The organism is Gimesia benthica (genome assembly GCF_009720525.1).
In the GTDB taxonomy this organism is placed as follows: Bacteria; Planctomycetota; Planctomycetia; order Planctomycetales; family Planctomycetaceae; genus Gimesia; species Gimesia benthica.
Genome location: NZ_CP043930.1, coordinates 4,185,122 through 4,205,458 on the forward strand (window position 1 = coordinate 4,185,122; position 20,337 = coordinate 4,205,458).

Consider the following 20,337-nt stretch of genomic DNA (forward strand, 5'->3'; position numbering starts at 1 on the left):
GACCTAAACTGATTTATATAACAGGATCAATTGAAATTATGTTACAGCGATTTGAGATGCCGAACGCGTTCCTGGCTGTCATGCTGCTGACCGTCGTGACCACTCTGGCTGGATGTGGTGGCGCGGAAGAAGGTAAGAAAAAAGCCGAAGTCACAATTACCATTACCCACAACGGTTCCCCCGTAACTGAGGGAGACGTGCGGTTGATGATGTCCGGTAAAGGCGAAGGTGCTATGGGCACCCTGAACGAATCCGGGCAGGTCGAACTGCAGGAAGTCGTGCTGGGAAATTATTCTGTCTCAGTGACTCCCCCCGAAGGAACTCCGGATAACCCGATTCCTAAAAAAGAGTATCCGAACATTCCCAAACAGTATCGGACTCTGCAGGAAAGTCCTCTCAAGGCTGAGGTCAAAGCTGGTACGAATGAATTTACGTTCGATCTGAAATAGTAGTTACAACTCGCGATGGCTCAGTGATGGAAACTGGAACCACCGGCTTGCGGTTCATGATCCGGACGCTGAGCAAAGTAGTCGATGGCATGCTGCAGATCACCCAGCAGCATGTCCGCCATGTCGCGGGTGAAACCTTCTTTGCAGACGCATCGCAGTACCGCCAGATCTTCCCGATTCTTCGGGAAGGTATAGGCGGGAACCAGCCAGCCTCGTTCGCGAACTTTGTCGGATATGTCAAACACGCTGAAGTTCGCTTTTTCGTTTGTGGTGAACGCGAACACGGGGATGTCGCTTCCGTCGGAAATCAGATCGAACGGTCCCAGCTGCGCGATGCCCGCTGAGAGGTACATCGCCACGTCCTGCGATGTCTGGTGAATCTCGCGATAACCTTCGTGGCCCAGACGCAGGAAGTTGAAATACTGCGCCACCACCTGGTTGCCGGGACGGGAAAAGTTCAGCGCAAAGTTGGGCAGGTCTCCGCCCAGGTAGTTACAGTGAAAGATCAGTTCCTCGGGCAGTTCCTCTCGGCTGCGCCACAACACCCAGCCAACACCCGGATATACCAGGCCGAACTTATGCCCGGATGTATTGATCGATTTCACCAGCGGCAGGCGGAAGTCCCATTCCAGATCGGGTTGCAGAAACGGTGCGACGAATCCGCCGGAAGCTGCATCGACGTGAATCGGTACCTCCCAGCCGGTTTCGGCGTTGAGTCTGGTGAGCGCGTCGTTGACCTCTTTGACGTTTTCGTATCGACCGTCAAAGGTACTCCCCATGATAACCACTACGCCGATAGTGTTTTCGTCGACCAGCTTGACCGCTTCCTCCGCGGTCAGGCAGTAACGATCCCCTTCCATGGGAACGAAACGGGGTTCGATTTCCCAGTACCGACAGAATTTTTCCCAGCAGACCTGCACGTTGATGCCCATCACCATGTTCGGTTTATCTGCGGGCTTGCCCTGGGCTTCGCGGCGTTTACGCCAGTTCCATTTCAGCGCCATGCCACCCAGCATCGCCGCTTCACTGGAACCGATGGTCGAGCAGCCGATCGAGTTTTCCTCTGAAGGAGAATTCCATAACTGGGCCAGCATGTTGGTACAGCGGAGTTCGATTTCCGCAGTCTGCGGATACTCGTCTTTGTCGATCATGTTCTTATCGAACGTTTCAGACATCAACTGCCGGGCTTCGTCTTCCATCCAGGTCGTAACGAACGTCGCCAGGTTCAGTCGCGAGTTGCCGTCCAGAATCAGTTCGTCGCGAATCAGGTTGTAAGCGACTTTGGGAGGCAGGCCGTCCTGGGGCATCTGGTATTTGGGAACCGGTTCCCGAATGTAGCGGCCGCCGTAAGCGGGCGTGATGACTGAGTCGAGATCGTCTTCGTTAGGATTTTTCTGGCCGTGCAGCATGAGCAGTTCCCTCCTGGATGTTCAACCGGTGAAAGAGCGGGTTACTGCTATCCTACTGAATGACTCGAGGAATAAAATATCGATCGAGTGACCGATCGGTTTTTCTCTCAAATTTTATGTATTACAACCCACGGCGCACTGTCCGATGATGTCCAGCTTATCGTCATTCAGGTAACAGTAGCGATTGACCCAGACGCCGTCCGGGCTGATATCAGTCGCAGCCTGCATCCGCTCGCGAAAATCTTCCGTAGGTCCGTAACCGTGCGCGAGCGCATAAATCGGCATCGGTCGCGCCAGCTTGCGGGCTGCCAGGATTTTTCGCTCTTGAGCCAGCGGTCCGGAGAGATGCGGTTCATCAGGGCCGGGGTAATAGACTTCAGAAAGTCGTTCCGGCGGATCCGCATCGGTGATATCCAGGAATTTGAATAACGCGCGAACCAGTAGTGTTTCCGAGAGCCCTGGGTTCGCTGCCAGCAGTTGATCGCCGTAGGATCTGAGAATCATCGACCAGTGCATGCCATACAGTTTGACGCTGACCGAATTACAGTATTTCGCTGCCAGCGAATAGTTCATCCCCGAAATGATCGACCAGGGAGGCGGAAACGCGCTGGGCGCGAGTTCGACGTTCGGCTTGCCGGCGTCATCCATCGTTTTGCGAAAGCCCGCCAACAGTTCTTTGGAGAGCTGCGCCTTGAGCAGCAGCATCGCGGACGCCCCGGGGAAATGATCGTTGAGCCAGACCGTGAAGTTCGCGGCCTGATTTTCTTCGGCGAGCCAGTTATCCAGGTCGAAGTTCGTCAGCCCACCGTTGAGCTTCTGATACAAAGCCAGCGAGTCTTCCCGTATCTGTTCGAAGTGGTAGCCGAGTCGGTCGGCCGCCCGTCGGGCATGGTCGCTGAAATCGAAGAATGCCGAATCCAGGAAGTAAGGCGGATACTCGGGCCAGTCGAAGCGAATGCCGTCGATGTCCGGGTAATGCTGTAACAGATCGCGAATCAGTGCATGCTGGTATTCGATGATGTGCGGGCTCGCCAGGCTTCCGTTATTCGCGACGCGTTTCCGCGGGAGCGAACCATCGGGCAGGCGGGGAATATCTTCTTCGACCGGGCCTCCAAACTGCACACGATACCCGGGCGGGATCGCAGCCTGCACCTGGAAATAGACTTCCAGGCCACGGTCATGGGCCGCTTCAATGAAGTGGGCTACCACCTGACCTTCGCGATGTGTCAGTTCATCGGCACTCGCGGGTTGATAGCGCAAGTCTGCATAGAGCCTTTCATCGGGTACGAAACTCGGGGAGGTTCGCACCCACAGCTCCCGCTTCCCTTCCCAGAGGGGACGGTCCAGCAGACGGACCTGGCCGGCTCCCGCATCCGCAGGGGGCTCGCGGACTCCAGTCTGTACGTCGGCCAGTTGCATGACGTAAGGCGAGGTGGAGACGGCAGTCACCCCTGCCCGCTGCATGAGATTGTCGAGCACATTTTCGACTCCCTCGTACTGCAGATACTCCGGTAAGACGGTCACGCCGATTTGTCTCTGCTGACTCATGATTCCCTCGTAAAGAAGCAGAATGGACTATCAGAGTCCTTTATCTTATCGGCCCGTCAGATTTTTTCTCCAGCCCACAGGGGGGATTTTTTTACACTTTATTGAGGCCCGGGCAGCTTCTCGCAGAAAGCGACCAGGATAAACGTCGCGATGGGGCCCAGTAACAGCGAGATCAGAAACCAGGCCAGCCCGCTCCGGTTTTTACCCTGAGCGAGTCCGGCGTTGATCAATGACAGCGTTCCCCAGCCCACAAGATAGCCGGGTTCCTGACCCAGTGGCGCAGCAATCAGCATTGACGTTACTCCTGTTCAATACCGGGTTTGTTTCAATCCGTTTCCTGCGCCAGGTCAGGTGACCGTCGATTACTCAGTGATGATGTCGTTCACGGTTCCACCGCTGGGAATCATCGGCAGCACGTGTTCCTGATAAGTACAGATCACGTCCAGCAGATAAGGCTCGTCTGAAGCCAGCATCTCCGCCAGGGCAGCCGGGTACTCGGCTTTGGAGCGAACCTGTTTCGCTTTCAGGCCGAAACCTTTTGCGATCGAAACGAAGTCGGGATATGTGACTTCCCCATGATCACCGGAACCTTTGCCCTCCCATTCAGGATGGTGCACGGGACCCAGGTAAGTATGAGCACGACGACCTTCCATGAAGCGGTCTTCCCACTGCACCACCATGCCCAGGTGCTGGTTGTTCAACAGCAGGATTTTCACCGGCAGATTTTCAGTGTGGAGTGTTGCCATTTCCTGGACATTCATCAGCATCGAACCGTCGCCATCAATGTCAACCACCAGCGAATCAGGGAACTGGGCCTGAACGCCCATCGCTGCGGGCAGACCGAAGCCCATCGTTCCCAGTCCGGAACTGCTGAGCCAGTGACGGGGCTTGTTGAACTTGTAGAACTGGGCAGCCCACATCTGGTGCTGACCAACGCCTACGGTGATGTAAGGATCTTTGTCTTTGGTCTGCTGCCAGAGTTCGTGAATCGCATACTGCTGCGACATCACATCACCCAACTCGGGATACTTGAGCGGGTACTTTTCTTTCCATTCTTTGACCTGGGCCAGCCAGTTATCAACCTGGGGCAGGTCATCGTCGGTAATCGCTTCGTTCAATGCAGCCAGAACGTGTTTCAGATCCGCATTGATTGGAATGTGCGCTTCCTTGTTTTTCTGCAGCTCAGACGGGTCGATGTCCACGTGCACAATCTTACCATGCTTGGCGAACTCTTCGAGCTTACCAGTCACGCGGTCGTCAAACCGCACGCCGAATGCCAGCAGCAGGTCGGCTTCGTTGACGGCATAGTTCGCATACACGGTGCCGTGCATCCCCAGCATGTCCAGACTCAGGGGATCGTCACCGGGGAATACGCCCAGTCCCATTACGGTCGTGGTTACGGGAATGTTGGTCTTACGGGCGAACTTCACGAGTTCTTCAGAAGCGTCGGAAATGATGGCACCGCCACCGACGTATAAAATAGGTTTCTTGGAACGCTTGATCGCTGCCAGAATCTGTTTGATCTGTTCGGGAGCCGCTTTCCGCAACTCGGGACGATAACCGGGCAGATAGGTTTCGGGATCGTAATCCGGCTCGGCATCGAGTGTGGCCAGCTGACAGTCTTTGGGGAAGTCGATCAGCACGGGACCCGGACGGCCGGTGTTCGCAATGAAGAAGGCTTCCTTCACGATGCGGGCAACGTCTTTCACGTCGGTAACCATGTAGGTGTGTTTGGTGATGGCGCGGGAAATTTCAACCATCGGCGTTTCCTGGAACGCGTCGCTACCGATGACAGCCTGCGGTACCTGACCGGTAATCGCCACCATCGGAATACTGTCCAGCTTGGCATCCGCCAGGGCCGTTACCAGGTTGGTTGCACCCGGACCACTGGTCGCCATACAGACGCCCACTTCACCCGTTGTACGGGCAATCCCCTGGGCTGCGAAACCACCACCCTGTTCGTGACGGGGCAGCAGGGTGCGGATGTCGTCTTTGTATTTCATCAAAGCCTGATGCAGAGGCATGCTGCAACCGCCGGGGTAGGCGAAGATCGTCTTGACGCCCTGCCGCACCAATGCCTGAACCAGAATCTCAGCGCCATTGATGGTAGTCGTTTTCGTCTCTTTTTCGTTGGCAGTGGCCACTGTTTCACCCTTCTTTTCGATGATCTTTAAAACTCTGAAATTCTATCTGACTGATCTCAGATCCCCCGTCGGTTTCAGTCGGGGAACCTGCTCGATCAGCGTTCGCTGTCACCATAACAGACAAACCTGTAGACGCACCTCGTACGCCTGATGTTCGGTTTGGGAAAATCAAAGACTGATTTCGTTCTCAATTCTATCTACTCCGGGGGACAATAACGAGTCATTTCCTGCTCAGAATCCGATTTTCGTCCAGAGACATTCGCATTAATCAGCCTCTGCTAACGGGTTACAAAACCTGTTTCGATTATTCAGGTTAAGTCGCTCCTGACCACTTCCACGCGATCCCGACAGAGAAAATCAAAAGTCTCCAAAATATGGATGGCTATAAGTTAATAAATTTCATTGATTTACGTCCAATTGAACGACGAAATCGCAGATCAGTCCCATTCCGGCTGGGAAAAGTTTGGAACAGTGGATTCATTTTGGTACGATATATAAGCAGGTGTTTAAGTGAATCTCTGCTGCTGCCCGACCACCGTGAATGTGGACTCTGCAGCAGAGACCTTGAGTCAGACACCTGAATTTCCCACCAACACAGCCAGCCGAGGTAATCACAATGAACCGTCCCGCGACACCGCTTCAGGCGCTCCAGTCTCGACGTTCTTTTCTCCAGGCCGGATTCCTGACACTCGGCGGATTGAGTCTGGCTGACCTGTTGCGCCTCCGCGCCGCCAGTGCAGCACCCCATAAGTCGACCCCCGATACCTCGGTGATTCTCATCTGGCTGCAGGGCGGACCCAGCCATATGGAAACCTATGACCTCAAGCCTAACGCTCCGGTGGAATACCGGGGGGAGTTCAATCCGATTCACACCAATGTGCCGGGTATGGATATCTGCGAGCATCTTCCCCTGCACGCGAAAGTCGCGGATCGCTTTACCGTAATCCGATCGATCTCCCACGGTTTTGCCAACCACGCCGGCGGAGCAGGGCGGTTCCTCTCCGGCCGCGATCCGCTGCGGCCCCTTGATCCCATCTCGCAGTTTCCGACCATCGGTCCCATCGTCTCCCGCATGCGCGAACATGTGAATAACGGTCTGCCCAACTACATCGGGAATCAACCCCGCGTCTATGGTGGCGGCAGCGCCTACCTGGGCGAGGCTGCCCTCCCCTTCGTCGTGGGCGCCGATCCGAACCTGGACAACTTCCAGGTCCCCAACATCACGATGGACGATAAGCTCAAAGAACGTCTCGATGATCGTATGACGTTGCTGACCTCCTTCGACCAGATGCGCCGCGATATCGATCAGAACGGTTCGCTCGCTTCGATCGACAAGTTCAACAGCAAAGCCTTGAACATGCTCACCAGCGACAAGGCCCGCAACGCGTTTGATATGTCGCAGGAGAGCGACGCCACCCGCGAAAAATACGGACGTCACAAATGGGGACAGCGCGCCCTGCTGGCCCGCCGTCTGGTCGAAGCGGGTTGCAGCTTCGTCACCATGCAGATGCAGAACCCCGGCGTCCAGGGTTGTGCCGGCAACTGGGATATTCACGCTGTTAACGGTCACCTCTACGACGACCTCCGTGGTCGCCTCCCCATTTTCGACCGTGCCGTCTCCGCGCTGGTGGAAGATATCTACGATCGCGGGCTGGATGAAAAAGTGATGGTCATCGTGTCCGGCGAGTTCGGTCGCACCCCCCGCATCAATCCTCAGAAGGGAACCCGTTCCAAAATCATGCAGCCCGGCCGCGATCACTGGCCCGGCGCCATGTCGGTCCTCGTCTCCGGCGGTGGCATGAAAATGGGACAGGTCATCGGTTCGACCACCGCCAACGGTGCCTACGCCAAAGACAACAAGCTCGATCCCAACGATCTGCTCGCGACCATGTATCGTTTCCTGGGCATCGACCACCACCACGCCTTCCTCGATCACAGCGGCCGTCCCATGCCCATCCTTCCCAAAGGATCCCCCATCCCCGAACTCAGCTGACCTGTTGAGAGGACGACCATCACCAGCGGTGAAAGCGGCGCATCCCCTCGTCAGTCTACCTACCTTAAGCGGAATGGCGCTAGCCACCGGTAAATGGATGGGCCCGAATAAAATTCGGGCCGTCCAACGCGAGCAGGAAACTGACGGTGTAACACTTCGATTGTCGTCATCACTTATCCACCTCCTGTATCGATCGGGGGCCACAGCAATCCACACCTGCAGATCTCCCCACTGAACGTCCTCCACTCCCACCTGAACGAACTCCCCTTGATCGCCCTCCGCCGAAACGTATCTTGTTCCCATCTGGCTCGCGCGCGAAGACGTTGAACCGGGTACGGTTTCTGGAAAAACAGTGAGCCAGCCACACCTGCTTTTCAGCTGATCTCCACTGGAACAAGACAAACATGTTCGCGGTGTTCCCTGCAATCTGTGCATGACACACCAGGACAAAACCCGGCCAGACCAGGACAGAATTCGGGACAGACCAGGACAAAATCTGGGCACACCAGGACAAAATTCTGTCCTGCCCCCTTCGTCCCGTTTCATAAAATGAGTGCGTATCATGACAATCTTCCGAGTAAATATATTACGCAACAGATACCACCTGGCGACCCGCCACCTGATTCAACATCCAAGGGGAATCAGGTCACACTCACCAACCCTGAGCGGCAAGGCGCCAGCCGCCGGTAAATTTATCTGCCGTCAACCCAGCTACCGGTGGCTAGCGCCATTCCGCTCACTAAAAAAACGGGTGGTCGCGGATGCAATCCGTGATTGCCACCGGCAACAGGAGGTTACAGAACAATCAATCAATTAATAACCAGTCCCCCAACCCGAGAGTCGTAGGAGCGAACCCATGTGCCTGCCCGCCTGACGACATCCCACCAGCTTCAACACCCAAGGGAAATCAAATCACGCCCACCAATCCTGAGCGGCAAGTCGCTAGCTGCCGGTAAATCGATCTACCGTCAACCCAGTTACCGGTGGCTAGCGCCATTCCGCTCACTAAAAAAACAGGGTGAGCCCGAATAAAATTCGGGCCGAGTGCAGCGAGCAGGAAACGGTAAGTGTTGCGTCCCTGGGAAGTCAGCGCTTCCGTTTCGTGAAACGGCGTCTGTATGATTCCAGCCCAAAAGACAAACGGTCCATTCTAAGAAAACGAAACGACCACCCCTAGCTGAATATCGCGAACCGGTAAACAGAACTCAATGGGCACAGGCCGCATGGTTGATAATGTTCCGCGTTACCGCTGACGAACTCCTCCCTGCTCACATAAAAACAGGGTGGTCGCGGATGCAATCCGTGATTGCCGCAGGCAACAGGAGGTCGCAGAACAACCAATCAATTAATAACCAGGCCCCCAACCCGTGAGTTGTAGGGGCAAACCCATGTGTTCGCCCGCCTGGCGACATACCACCAGCTTCAACGTCCAAGGGAAATCAGATCACGCCCCCCAACCCTGAGCGGCAAAGCGCTAGCTGCCGGTAAATCTATCTGCCGTCAACCCAGCTACCGGTGGCAAGCGCCATTCCGCTCATAAAACCCGTGGAAAAACCAACAGCACCACTCGAGCCCCTTCATCCTTCTGTCCTCTGAGAACAGAACACCAGCAGGTTGCCGAACGGATCATAGAGATTCAGATCCGTGTTCCTCCCCTGGTGGCGTGGATCCACGGGGATCGGCTTCGGATAATCCGCTTGCTTAGAGATCAGGTAGTCACAAAATTTCTGTAATCCCAGAACGGGAATATTCACCTCAGTAGTCGGTGCATCTGCCAGCGCATGTCCGTTGAGATGCAGGATGGATTCACCCAGATGGATCTGCAGATACAGCGGTGCTGTCGGAGAGAACCGCGACTCCCAGTCCACCTCGAAGCCCAGATAATCGATGTAGAATGCCTTCGCTTTCACTTCATCAAACATCCGCAACACCGGAATCGAAGACCTGATCTCGAAGCCGTACTCAGATTCTGTCTTTGAGTGACTCATGATAAGTTACCTCAATCGGCGTATGTGATTTAGACGCACAAATCAACTGAGCGGAATGACGCTAGCCATCGGTAGCAGGGTTGATAACGTTCCGAGTTACCGGCGGCTAGCGCCTCGCCGCTCAGGTAAAATAGCACTCAATCCTTCCCATCCGCTTTCCGCGGGAACTGCACCTCCAGCAACTGCACTGCTTTTTCAAACTCCCCCTGATCCGACGGGTGATCGATGATGTTCGTGTTCTCCTCCGGATCGCTGTCGTGATCATACAGCTCCCGTGCGATCACTTTACCCGATTTGAAATCACGCCATTCGGTGTAACGATAGCGGGGCGTACGCACCGATACACCCATGTTCTCGGGTTGCTTTTTGTAATAGGCGGGGCGTGGGTGCTGTGTGTAAGCAGCCGGCTTCACGGTCTTTTCAGGATCTTCCAGCACCGGCACCAGGCTCTTGCCTTCCAGCTTCTCGGGAGCAGGCAGGTGACAAAGCTCGACCAACGTGGGATACATGTCAAGCAGTTCCACCAGTGCATCGGAAGACTCGCCCGCCGTCTGCATGTGCGGCACCGAAATCAGCAGCGGCACACGCGCATCGTTTTCGAAGTTCGAGGTCTTACACCACAGTCCATGTTCGCCCAGGTGAAAACCATGGTCGGACCAGAAAACGATAATCGTATTGTCACTCAACCCTGAACGATCCAGTTCATCCAGCATCTTACCCACCTGCGCGTCGAGAAAACTGATTCCCGCCAGGTAGCCGGACCGGATCTCAATGATCTGCTCCCGCGTCAGTTCCCCTTTCGCGGCCCGCATCAGTTCGCGGCTGTCGTGTAAAGCGATCTGGGGAACGTTTTGAGGAGGCTTGGAATTGCGGGCCGGTTTCACGGGACTCTCTTTGTAGAGGTCCCAGTATTTTTTGGGAGGATTGAAAGGCAGATGCGGTTTCCAGAACCCGACCGCCAGAAAGAACGGCTGCTGTTTCTGTTCGAAGCCTTTCAGTGCTTTCACCGCGAGGTCACCAATCCGTCCGTCGAAGTACGCCGAGTCGGGAACGTCCCGTCGCTCGGTCCGCGGTGCAGTCGCGAGATTCATCGGCAGCTCTCGGTTATTATTGAGCTGCGGCTGATCGTCATCGTGACGCGCGTAATGCAAAACGGCAGGCACACTCCAGGAAGCGGGATCGCCTTCGATTTTCTGGCGCCAGTTGTGATACACCTTGCCGATGTTCTGCGTGAAATAGCCGTTCTGTTTAAACAGCTGGGGCAGTGCGACGATCTTCGGATCGGCTTCGCGAAAGTGTTTCGGCAGATTCCAGATTTCCAGGCTGTCCGGTCGGCGGCCCGTCATCAGGGAGGCTCGCGAAGGATTGCATAACGCCTGCTGGCAGTACGCCTGTTTGAACAAAACGCCCCGGCTCGCCAGCCTGTCGAGGTTCGGCGTCTTCACCAGCGGATGACCGTAGCAGGCCAGGTCGCACCGCAGGTCGTCAGCGGCGATGAACAGCACGTTCGGTTTGTCGGCGGCGAACAGCGAGGGGGACACAACAGGGCAGAGGAGCAGCAACAGCGCGAGCACCAGCAGTCGAGGGCGTCTGCCTGAAATATGCATGGAACAACTTTCTATAAGAGATGCAGGGAGAAAAGGTTACGCTCCTTTATTCTGCAGACTCATCAGGGGGGATGCAACACTGGATCGCCGCGCCCGGCAGTTCGTCCGTATTTCTGAAAAAGTGATTGACATTTGATTTTAACTGTATTACTGTGTTGATACAGTACTCAGGAGTGAAACAATGCAGATTCAACTCTCAGAAGCGGACGGCACCCCGTATTACCAGCAGGTGGTAAACCAGGTCAAATTCCTGGTGGCCTCGGGGCGTTTGCAGCCGCACGATCAACTCCCTTCGGTGCGCGGGCTCGCACAACAGTTGACGATCACTCCCAATACCGTGGCCCGCGCCTATCGTGAGCTGGAAGCCGAAGGAGTTGTGATCTCCCGACGCGGTTCCGGCGTTTACATTTCCAGTGGCGTTTCTCCCCTCTCGAGTAAAGAAAAACGCCGTATTCTCAACGAACGCATGGATGCCCTGCTGACCGAATCGCGTCAGCTGGGCGTGGATGAAGAGACCCTGCTGAAGCTGCTGCGGGAGCGCAGCCGTAAGTTTGATGCACACCCCCAAGAGGTCGAACCATGAGCACGCATGTCATTGAAATCGAAAATCTGAGCCGCCGCTTCGGTAAGAAGCAGGCCCTGGCCAACGTCTGTCTCTCCGTTCCCGAAGGAGCCGTCTTCGGTCTCGTGGGCGAGAACGGCGCCGGCAAAACCACACTGTTGAAACACATTCTCGGCTTCCTCAAACCGCAGTCCGGCACCGTACGGGTCTTCGGTCTCGATCCGGTCGCCGATCCGCCGGGCGTGTTGAGTCGCATCGGACATCTCTCGGAAACCCGCGACCTGCCCCCCTGGATGACGATTCGCGAACTGTTTGAATTCACGCGGGCCTTTTATCCCAAGTGGGATCCGGTCTACGCCGAAGAGCTGCGGATGATGTTCGAACTCACAATGACACAGAAAGTTTCCACGCTTTCCCGTGGTCAGCTGGCCCGCGCCGGGCTTCTGCTGGCGCTCGCTCATCGTCCTCCGCTGCTGGTGCTGGACGAACCATCGTCGGGCCTCGATCCTCTGGTTCGCAAAGACATCCTGGACGCCATCATCCGCACGGTCGTCGATGAAGGTCGCACCGTATTGTTTTCTTCGCACCTGCTGGACGAAGTGCAGCGCGTTTCGGATCAGGTCGCCATTCTCGACCAGGGCCAGCTGCTGCTCACCAGCCCGCTGGATGAAGTCCTGGTCTCGCATTATCGACTGACGGTCAGCTTCGCCGAGCCGCAGCCCTTCTTCCCGCAACTGACGGGCGCCTTGACCTGGACCGGTTCCGGCAAGGAATGGGACATCATCTGCAACGGCCAGCGGCAGGAACTGGAAGCCGCCTTAAAAGACCTGGACGCCGAAATCCTGGCCCAGACGGCACCCACCCTGGAAGAAATCTTCGTAGCCCGCATGAAATCAGCCGCCCGGAGTTCGTTTAAGGACTGAGTGTAATGTCATCAGCCTTTGTCATGACAACTCGACTCATCTGGAAGCGTGCCTGGCCACTGGCGCTGTTTTGCGTGGCCTTGTTCGTGCTGGGCCCCTACGTGATTTTAAAAGTACAGGAAATGATGGCGGCCCCGGGGGGCTGTGGTAACGCCGGTGTCTTCGAATTTGGCTTCCTCTTCGGCTATTATATGTTCCAGTCCAGCCTCGCTTTTCTGGGTGTTTCTGTTGGCGTGACGACAGGCTTCCAGAAGTATTTTCTCAGGCTACCCATCCCCTCTCGTACCATCGCCAGCGGAATGATGTTCACCGTGGTGACGCTCTTTCTCTCAATGCAACTGGCAACGAATGGTTTTTACCGCCTGCTCTTCTTCGACCAGAACTGGCTGTCCGATTACTGGCCGCTCACGGGAACCCTGTTGTTTCTCGTGACGCTCACACTGGTCGGGTATGCTGTTTTCTGGTTGCTGCAGGCTCCCAGTCTGACGCGATTAGGTGCCTCTGTCAGCTTCATCGCCGGGATGCTGGTCTGGTTCGTTTCCCGGTTTTATCCCCATGGATTCAGCGGAGAGGTCGTTCCCTGGGCTCGGGTGACTCCGGGAGAAGGGGCGGCCATGCTTGGCGTCTCGCTGGGCGCCTGGTACCTGGGAACCGTTGCCTTCGCACAGATCCGTTCCGGTACGGCACTTCCCAGTCCCACCTGGGAACGTATGAAACAAGGGTGGAAAACACTGGCGGTGGGGGCAAGCTCTGAGAGAGAAAATGATCCCCATACGCAAACCGCGATCGCCACACTGAAGGAGACGCACTGGCGGGACTCCTGTCGTAGTAGTGTGCTCATCGGATTCGGCCTGGCCGGGGTGACATTCTGCTGCAATCTGGCTGCCTTTCTCATCTGGTCAGACCCCGATGAATTTCTGGGACCCTTTACCTATCTGCCTGCGTTGTTCCTGACCGGCCTGTCCCTGCAGATTGCCGTTGCCACGCTGATGTTCAACCCCGGGACCTCTCTCAGCCCCAAAGGGAATCGGCAGATGAAGGACTATTGGGCTACTGTCCCTCTGTCTGATCGGGAACTTGCGGCAGCGTTGATGCAGAACATTCTCAAGTCCGGGATGCTGATGCTGCTGGCGATTGTTGCAATCGGTCTGGGAGGGAGTTATCTCCTGTATGCCCTCATACACGGGCAGGGTGTGATCAGTTCAGACTGGCAGTTTCTGGTCGAGCATCAGCTGTTTACGGCTGCGATTTATCAGATCGGCATCATGCTGTTATTTTACTTCTCGACGATAATGAATTTCACTGCATTCTGCTGGTTCCCTCGCCCCTGCGTTGGCTGGAGGATCCTGTTCTCACTTCCTGCTCTCCTGATTCTGTCTCTCACGATAAGTGAATTTCTACCTGGCTTCCGGGCGCCTCTGTTGCTGTTGAATGCCTGCCTGCTCTGTGGGTTAGCAGTCCTCGCCTTTCTGCACGCGTATCGCTCTGACTTGATCGGCAGAAAGACCATCTGGCTCTCAGTCTTATTCTACCCGGTGATCAGCATCACGTTCTGGAACTTCTGGAAAACCGATCTGTTGATTGACCGCGTTTTATTTTCCGCCTTAATGATCTTCACCGTACTCCCATTCGCGACGATCCCCCTAGCGGTCTCGTGGAATCGGCATCGGTGATGTGGGCTGCTCTAAATTGTAGTTGTGTTTTCGTAACTTGAAATCTGAGGTGTGGTGATGACAACCGCCTTGTATGTAACGACGAAACAGTTCTGTAAACGGGCCTGGTTTGGGGCGCTGCTTGCGGTCGGTACCCTGATCCTGGGCCCTTTGGCATTCGTGCTGCTCACGCGGATGCAGGGACTGAACCTGGAATACATGGAGCATGATCTCACAGGCTACCACTTCGCCTATCTCGGGCTCTCCTGGGTCGGCTTCCTCGGTGTCTGCCTGCATGCACAGTCGGGCTGCCAGAAGCTCTGTCTCACGCTCCCCGTCAGCTCGAAAGCCATCGCCAGCTGGATGATGTTCACGATGGTCGGACTGGTCGTGCTGTTACAACTGCTGACCAGCGGTGCCTATCGCATGCTGTTTTTTGACGAACACTGGCTGTCCGACTACTGGCCGCTGCTCGGCCCCTTACTGTTTATCGTCTCGTTGATCCTGGTTGGACACTGCCTGTTCTGGATGATGCACGCCCCCAGCTTTACCCACCTGGGAGTGGGAGCCGCGGTGATTGTGGGCATGTTTTACTGGTTCATCAGCCGCTACTATCCAGCAGGCTTCCACGCAAAACTGATTCCCTGGAGCCGGGTCTCGCTGGGCGAATTCGTCACGCTGCAAATCGTCTGCATTACAGCCTGGTATCAGGGCACGCGGTCCTTCGCCTTGTACCGTGCGGGGATCGCTGTTCCCAGCCCTGCGTGGGAACGCATGCTGCTCTTGTGGAACGCACTGTTGACCGGGGCAATTCCCGATCAGCCGCTGGTCCCCCTTTCACGCAGCGATACACTCGCGAAACTCCACTGGCGGGATTCCTGTCATCGGGCCGTCATCTTCACCGGACTTCTGTTCGGCTGCATGGAGCTGGGGGTCACGCTGGCCATCGGTGCGCAGCATCGTATGGATCCCGCAGATATCCTGGACGCCGCCCAGGGTTGCCTGATGATCACGCTGATGACCAGTCTGATCTCGTCCATCCTTGTCGCCTTCATGCTGGGGGATGGCATCTGTAACCCGGGACGCGCGGAGATGCGACGCTACCTGGCGATCGCGCCTTTGAAAGATACCGAACTGATCCGACGACTGTTTCGCAATCTGATCAAAACCTGTCTCTGCACGCTGGCGATTATCTTCGGTGCGCTGCTGCTCAGCCTGACGATCAACTCGCTGCTCTGGGGACCAGTCCTTGCGAAACAGCTCGGCCGACTGCTTATTAACGAAAAAGAATATCTGGCGCAGATACTGCTGGCGTTTTCCGGGTTCTGGCTGCTCGCCGGGAATGCGGTCTCTGTGCTCTGGACGGGACGCACCTGGTTCATCAACACTTCCATCGGCGTCGTGTTCGGCGGACTCATCTTTTATATCGTCACAATTAATCTGCTCGAAACGATCTTCCGCGATTTCATGCTGTCGCGGTTTATTGTCGTCGCCATGTTAATGCTCGTGTATGCGTTGATCATGGGAGGCACCCTGATCGCCTACACCGGTGCCCTGTATCAGGGATTGATTTCAAAACGCAAAACTCTCTGCTGCGGCCTGCTGTTCGCGCTGGGAGTCACGACGATCGTGGTGGGGATTCTGCAGACTGCTTCCTTGTATCAGGGCCGGCCGCAGTGGTTTTTCTTTTTCCTGTACTCGGCTGTGCTGGCACTGCTGCTGGCACCGATCGCCACGATTCCGCTGGCCCTTCGCTGGAACCGCCACCGGTAAGCTCAGGGACAATAAGCAATTACGGCTGATGCCTTCGGTCGTAAATCCTGTGAAAATCTCACTTTCAATTCAATTCAGCGTCGATAGTGACTTGCAGTCCTGTGCGCAGCGACTAAAAATATGGAATTGAGGTAACTTTTCTGTTCCGGGACCACCATTTTCATAGCGTTCCCGTCGTGAATTGTGTGCACACATTCACTGCAACAACAGTTATCCGCCCGATACAGCTTTTTTAAGTCGTCCACGTAGTGAGGTGAGATAATGGCGCTGGAAAAACAACGTAAATTCGTGCGAACCCTGATCGCAGGCGGAGCGGCCGCTCTGCTGATCCACGTCGGTATCGTCGCTGCGCAGGCGGAGGATTTTGTGATTGAAGTTCCCGCCGGTCTGCCCCCGGTTCCCTTCCCCGCAGACAACCCGCCGACCCCGGAAAAAATTGCCCTCGGCAAGCAGCTTTATTTCGACAAACGCCTTTCGCGTGACAACACCATCTCCTGTGCCAGCTGTCACGACCCCGGCAAGGGTTACAGCAACGCCGATCAGTTTGCGACCGGCTTCAAAGGCCAGAAGGGGGGCCGCAACTCCCCCACGGTGATTAACGCCGCCTATAACAACTTCCACTTCTGGGACGGACGTGCCGGCTCCCTGGAAGAGCAGGCCCTGGGACCGATCGCTAACCCCATCGAAATGAACCTGACACTCCCGGAAGCCGTCGACCGGATCAATAAGATCCCCGGCTATAAATCACAGTTCCAGAAGATCTTCGGCTCCGATGCGACCGAAGAAAACATCGCCAGGGCCATTGCCTCTTACGAGCGGACCATTCTCTGCGGCGATGCACCTTACGACCGTTTCAAAGCCGGCGACAAGAAAGCCCTTTCGCCCGAAGCCCAGCGGGGCATGGGACTCTTTTTTGGTCGGGCGGCCTGCAGTTCCTGTCACTCCGGTCCCAACTTTACTGACAACGCGTTTCACAACATCGGCGTGGGTATGGATGCGGACAAACCGGATGAAGGACGCAAGACCATCAGCAATCTCGGCGGCGACACCGGCAGCTTCAAAACACCGACGCTGCGGGACATTGCCAAGTCCGGACCCTACATGCACGACGGTAGTATGAAGACTTTGAAAGAAGTCGTGGAACACTATAATAAAGGCGGTGTTCCCAACGAATTTCTCGACGAAGAGATTTTCAAGCTGAATTTAACACCGCAGGAAGTGGATGATCTGGTGACCTTCATGAAGGAAGGCCTGACCAGTTCGAATTATCCTGAGCATAAGATGCCCGAGTTACCCAAGTAAGATCGCGGCGGACATTTCGCGTCACAGGATGAGTTTTTGGAAAACTAATTGAAAATCCCCTTTTCAAAGGAAGATGAACACCATGCAGTGGAATTTACAACAAGTCTTGAAACTCAGCGCGTACTGCCTGACCGCAGTTTGCCTGACACTCGGAAGTTCTCATCTGATCGCCGATGAAAAAGGTGATAAGAAAGGCGACGAAAAAGCCGCCGAGAAGAAAGAAGAGCCCAAGAAAGAGGCTCCTAAAAAAGAAGAGCCCAAAAAGGAAGAGAAAAAAGAAGCTCCCAAGAAGGAAGAACCCAAAAAGGAAGAGCCTAAGAAAGAGGAGCCCAAAAAAGAAGAACCTAAAAAGCCGGCCGTGACCGTCAAAACCCTGGTCACCAACCTGGAAAGCCCCAGCGGGATCGCCATCCAGGAAGGCACCGGACACGTCTTCGTTGCCAGCCGCTACGGTGTTTACCGTTACGACCCCAAAGGCAAAACCGTTGATCTCGAAATCGACGCTTACCCGACCGATGTCTACGGCAAAGGTCCCAAGTACAACATCGGACCCCTGGGCCTGACCTTCATGAGCAAGGACATGCTGGTCGTCGGTGACGGCAGCCGTCCCGATGGTGAAGAACTCGTTCGCATCTACAAAATCGGCGACAAGCCACTGGCCAAGTGGGTTAAAGAAGACACCGCAGCCCAGACTCTGGGACCGATCAAAGCCGGCGACAAGTCTGCTAAAGGCGAAGGTAACTTCTACGGCGTCGCTTTCGGCGACGGAGCGATCTTCGTGACCTGTAACGGCGACGACACCAAAGGCTGGGTTGCCAAGTCGGTTGTCAAAGACGGCAAAGCCGGTCCGCTGGAACCCAGCATCGAAACCAAAACCGCAACTAACGTTGATGCTCCCGCAGCCATCACTTTCACACTCGACGGCAAAGAACTGGTCGTCGGTCAGATGGGTGAAGTCAACGTCGCCGGCGATTCGCTGCTGACCTTCTACGACCCCAAAACCGGTAAGCTGACCAAGAGCCTGAAGACCGGCCTGAGCGACATCGCCGGCCTGGCTTACAGCCCCAAAACCAAGAAACTGTACGCCACCGATTTCTCCTGGGTCGACGCTGCCAAAGGCGGTCTGTTCGAATTGAAAATCGAAGGCGACAAAGTGACTGCCGAGCAGATTGTCACTCTCGACAAGCCCGCAGCCATCGCCTTCGACAAGGAAGGCAACCTGTATCTGAGCACCTTTGGAACTCAGGGAAAAGATCCGGAAAAATCTCCCGGTTCACTTTCCGTGATCAAAGCTGGTCTCTAAAACTGACGCTCATGACACGGGTTGATCCTGCAGGCAGGCAGCCCGTGTCTTGTATTTTAAAAACATTTCGATTCACCGTTTTTTGAAGGTAAGACAAGAATAATGACAGCTCAAGTAATGCAGCCCGCTCCCGATTTCGCACTGCAGGGTTACGATCGCACATCCGATTCTTTCAAGGATTACAAACTGGAAGATTTCAAAGGCAAATGGGTTTGCCTGTTCTTCTATCCCCTGGACTTCACGTTCGTTTGCCCGACTGAGTTGGTTGCATTCAACGATGCCCTCGGTCAGTTCGAAGAACGGAACTGCCAGGTGCTGACCGCCAGTACCGACAGCAAGTACTCCCACAAAGGCTGGTGCGACGCTGATCCCCAGCTGGCCGACCTCAAGTACCCCATGCTCGCTGACGGAACTCACAAGCTCTCCAGCGACTACGGCGTTCTGAAAGAAGAACTCGGTATCTCACTGCGTGGTATCTTCCTGATCGATCCGGAAGGCGTCTGCCAGTGGCTGGCCATCCACCCGCTGAGCGTCGGGCGTAACGTCGACGAAGTACTGCGTGTACTCGACGCACTCCAGACAGGCGAAAACGTTCCCTGTAACTGGAAAAAAGGCGAAAAGACTCTCTAAGTCTTTCCCCGCTGCAAAGCATTCAAAGCAGGAGCTTCCCGCATGGGACTCCTGCTTTTTTTACGCGCGGTAGGAGGGTGGTGTCGGGAGTGAGTACCATCAAAGGCAAACGTTCTAAAGAGATCTATCCCACCCAGGCTATTCAACTCCGACCTTTATAGAAAATTAGCCGCAGGGCGTTAGCCCTGCGGCTAATGGTGTTTTCTGTTTCGGTTGCCTGATAGTCATCCTAGAAAAAATGTAATCACAGACCGACACTCCGCGGATGTCTGCTACTTCAGTTCCTGGGCCAGCCCGACGAGAAATCCTACCTCCCGCCGGCAATTTCAATGAAGCTGCCGGTGGTATAAGTAGATTCGTCAGACAGCAGCCACAGAATCGCAAACGCGACCTCCTCCGTCGTCCCGCCCCGTTTGAGGGGGACCTGTGCTTTGACCCGTTCGATGCGGTTCGGTTCGCCGCCGCTGGCGTGCATCGCGGTGTCGATAAAGCCGGGCCGGACCGCATTCACGCGAATGCCGGCGTCTGCGACTTCTTTGGAGAGACCAAGCGTCAGTGAGTCGACGGCTCCTTTGGACGCAGCGTAGTCTACGTATTCAAACGGGGATCCTGCACGGGAAGCCAGCGAGGAGACATTCACAATCGCGCCCCCCTGACCGCCGTGATGAGTCGACATTCTGCGAATCGCAGCCCGACAGCAGAGGAAGCTGCCGAACACGTTGGTATCGAAAATCCGCTTCCAGCGATCGTAAGTCATCTCCTCGAACTTCATCTGCTGTTCGAGGATGCCGGCGTTGTTCACGAGCGCTGTGACGGGCCCCAGCTTTTCGTCGGTGGTCTGGAACAGCCGTTCGACTTCGTCTTCGTTCGAGACATCGGCCTGGACGGCAATCGCGGTGCCCCCCGCATTGCGAATCCGACAGACAACGGAGTCCGCGGAGGTTTCGTTTGTCCGGTAGTTCACACAAACCGCATAGCCGCGCTGGGCCGCCAGCACGGCTGTCGCCGCGCCGATTCCCTGTCCGCCGCCAGTAATGATAGCAACCTGTTTCAT

The 20,337-nt window shown here is 55.6% G+C and carries 16 protein-coding genes; 9 read left to right on the top strand and 7 right to left on the bottom strand.

Annotated features, from left to right (window positions below):
• Positions 1–38 precede the first annotated feature (38 nt).
• Complete coding sequence (locus F1728_RS16110) at positions 39–449, top strand: hypothetical protein (RefSeq protein WP_155364983.1); 411 nt, start codon at positions 39–41, stop codon at positions 447–449.
• Between the two features lie 20 nt (positions 450–469).
• On the opposite strand, the gene F1728_RS16115 is transcribed toward F1728_RS16110, so the two are convergent.
• From F1728_RS16115 to ilvB, 4 genes are all read right to left on the bottom strand, one after another.
• On the bottom strand, positions 470–1,858 hold the full coding sequence (locus tag F1728_RS16115; RefSeq protein ID WP_155364984.1) for a glutamate decarboxylase: 1,389 nt from the start codon (positions 1,856–1,858) through the stop codon (positions 470–472).
• A gap of 114 nt (positions 1,859–1,972) precedes the next feature.
• The gene (locus F1728_RS16120; RefSeq protein ID WP_155364985.1) at positions 1,973–3,406 is read right to left on the bottom strand and encodes a hypothetical protein; all 1,434 of its coding nucleotides are present in this window, start codon (positions 3,404–3,406) and stop codon (positions 1,973–1,975) included.
• 98 nt (positions 3,407–3,504) lie between these two features.
• Positions 3,505–3,699 carry a hypothetical protein gene (locus tag F1728_RS16125; protein ID WP_155364986.1) on the bottom strand — a complete coding sequence of 65 codons (195 nt, stop codon included), beginning with the start codon at positions 3,697–3,699 and terminating at the stop codon, positions 3,505–3,507.
• 69 nt (positions 3,700–3,768) lie between these two features.
• Positions 3,769–5,550, bottom strand: coding sequence for a biosynthetic-type acetolactate synthase large subunit (gene ilvB / locus F1728_RS16130; protein WP_145443124.1), 1,782 nt, complete (start codon positions 5,548–5,550; stop codon positions 3,769–3,771).
• 616 nt (positions 5,551–6,166) lie between these two features.
• Here ilvB and F1728_RS16135 point away from each other — a divergent pair.
• Positions 6,167–7,543 carry a DUF1501 domain-containing protein gene (locus F1728_RS16135; protein WP_155364987.1) on the top strand — a complete coding sequence of 459 codons (1,377 nt, stop codon included), beginning with the start codon at positions 6,167–6,169 and terminating at the stop codon, positions 7,541–7,543.
• 1,577 nt (positions 7,544–9,120) lie between these two features.
• Here F1728_RS16135 and F1728_RS16140 read toward each other — a convergent pair.
• Positions 9,121–9,531, bottom strand: coding sequence for a glyoxalase superfamily protein (locus F1728_RS16140; RefSeq protein ID WP_155364988.1), 411 nt, complete (start codon positions 9,529–9,531; stop codon positions 9,121–9,123).
• Between the two features lie 137 nt (positions 9,532–9,668).
• The gene (locus F1728_RS16145; RefSeq protein WP_155364989.1) at positions 9,669–11,138 is read right to left on the bottom strand and encodes a sulfatase; all 1,470 of its coding nucleotides are present in this window, start codon (positions 11,136–11,138) and stop codon (positions 9,669–9,671) included.
• Between the two features lie 181 nt (positions 11,139–11,319).
• Between F1728_RS16145 and F1728_RS16150 the strand changes: the two genes are divergently transcribed.
• From F1728_RS16150 to F1728_RS16180, 7 genes are all read left to right on the top strand, one after another.
• Complete coding sequence (locus F1728_RS16150) at positions 11,320–11,721, top strand: GntR family transcriptional regulator (RefSeq protein ID WP_145192695.1); 402 nt, start codon at positions 11,320–11,322, stop codon at positions 11,719–11,721.
• Positions 11,718–12,623 (top strand): ABC transporter ATP-binding protein, encoded by a 906-nt coding sequence (locus tag F1728_RS16155; RefSeq protein WP_145443120.1) that lies wholly within the window; start codon positions 11,718–11,720, stop codon positions 12,621–12,623. The genes F1728_RS16150 and F1728_RS16155 overlap by 4 nt, the downstream gene beginning before the upstream one ends.
• Before the next feature lie 5 nt (positions 12,624–12,628).
• Positions 12,629–14,296 carry a hypothetical protein gene (locus F1728_RS16160; protein ID WP_155364990.1) on the top strand — a complete coding sequence of 556 codons (1,668 nt, stop codon included), beginning with the start codon at positions 12,629–12,631 and terminating at the stop codon, positions 14,294–14,296.
• 57 nt (positions 14,297–14,353) lie between these two features.
• Complete coding sequence (locus F1728_RS16165) at positions 14,354–16,048, top strand: hypothetical protein (RefSeq protein WP_155364991.1); 1,695 nt, start codon at positions 14,354–14,356, stop codon at positions 16,046–16,048.
• Positions 16,049–16,309: 261 nt separating this feature from the next.
• Positions 16,310–17,350, top strand: a complete 1,041-nt coding sequence (locus tag F1728_RS16170) for a cytochrome-c peroxidase (protein WP_155364992.1) — start codon at positions 16,310–16,312, stop codon at positions 17,348–17,350.
• An 82-nt stretch (positions 17,351–17,432) separates the two neighbouring features.
• The gene (locus F1728_RS16175) at positions 17,433–18,653 is read left to right on the top strand and encodes a YncE family protein (protein WP_155364993.1); all 1,221 of its coding nucleotides are present in this window, start codon (positions 17,433–17,435) and stop codon (positions 18,651–18,653) included.
• 102 nt (positions 18,654–18,755) lie between these two features.
• Positions 18,756–19,283, top strand: a complete 528-nt coding sequence (locus F1728_RS16180) for a peroxiredoxin (RefSeq protein ID WP_155364994.1) — start codon at positions 18,756–18,758, stop codon at positions 19,281–19,283.
• 307 nt (positions 19,284–19,590) lie between these two features.
• On the opposite strand, the gene F1728_RS16185 is transcribed toward F1728_RS16180, so the two are convergent.
• Positions 19,591–20,337 carry an SDR family oxidoreductase gene (locus tag F1728_RS16185; protein WP_155364995.1) on the bottom strand — a complete coding sequence of 249 codons (747 nt, stop codon included), beginning with the start codon at positions 20,335–20,337 and terminating at the stop codon, positions 19,591–19,593.

Excerpts from the sequence above, each read along its gene's own strand:
- F1728_RS16110 (WP_155364983.1), top strand. The coding sequence starts at position 39 with ATGTTACAGCGATTTGAGATGCCGAACGCGTTCCTGGCTGTCATGCTG.
- F1728_RS16115 (WP_155364984.1), bottom strand. The coding sequence starts at position 1,858 with ATGCTGCACGGCCAGAAAAATCCTAACGAAGACGATCTCGACTCAGTC.
- F1728_RS16120 (WP_155364985.1), bottom strand. The coding sequence starts at position 3,406 with ATGAGTCAGCAGAGACAAATCGGCGTGACCGTCTTACCGGAGTATCTG.
- F1728_RS16125 (WP_155364986.1), bottom strand. The coding sequence starts at position 3,699 with ATGCTGATTGCTGCGCCACTGGGTCAGGAACCCGGCTATCTTGTGGGC.
- F1728_RS16135 (WP_155364987.1), top strand. The coding sequence starts at position 6,167 with ATGAACCGTCCCGCGACACCGCTTCAGGCGCTCCAGTCTCGACGTTCT.
- F1728_RS16140 (WP_155364988.1), bottom strand. The coding sequence starts at position 9,531 with ATGAGTCACTCAAAGACAGAATCTGAGTACGGCTTCGAGATCAGGTCT.
- F1728_RS16145 (WP_155364989.1), bottom strand. The coding sequence starts at position 11,138 with ATGCATATTTCAGGCAGACGCCCTCGACTGCTGGTGCTCGCGCTGTTG.
- F1728_RS16150 (WP_145192695.1), top strand. The coding sequence starts at position 11,320 with ATGCAGATTCAACTCTCAGAAGCGGACGGCACCCCGTATTACCAGCAG.
- F1728_RS16155 (WP_145443120.1), top strand. The coding sequence starts at position 11,718 with ATGAGCACGCATGTCATTGAAATCGAAAATCTGAGCCGCCGCTTCGGT.
- F1728_RS16160 (WP_155364990.1), top strand. The coding sequence starts at position 12,629 with ATGTCATCAGCCTTTGTCATGACAACTCGACTCATCTGGAAGCGTGCC.
- F1728_RS16165 (WP_155364991.1), top strand. The coding sequence starts at position 14,354 with ATGACAACCGCCTTGTATGTAACGACGAAACAGTTCTGTAAACGGGCC.
- F1728_RS16170 (WP_155364992.1), top strand. The coding sequence starts at position 16,310 with ATGGCGCTGGAAAAACAACGTAAATTCGTGCGAACCCTGATCGCAGGC.
- F1728_RS16175 (WP_155364993.1), top strand. The coding sequence starts at position 17,433 with ATGCAGTGGAATTTACAACAAGTCTTGAAACTCAGCGCGTACTGCCTG.
- F1728_RS16180 (WP_155364994.1), top strand. The coding sequence starts at position 18,756 with ATGACAGCTCAAGTAATGCAGCCCGCTCCCGATTTCGCACTGCAGGGT.
- F1728_RS16185 (WP_155364995.1), bottom strand. The coding sequence starts at position 20,337 with ATGAAACAGGTTGCTATCATTACTGGCGGCGGACAGGGAATCGGCGCG.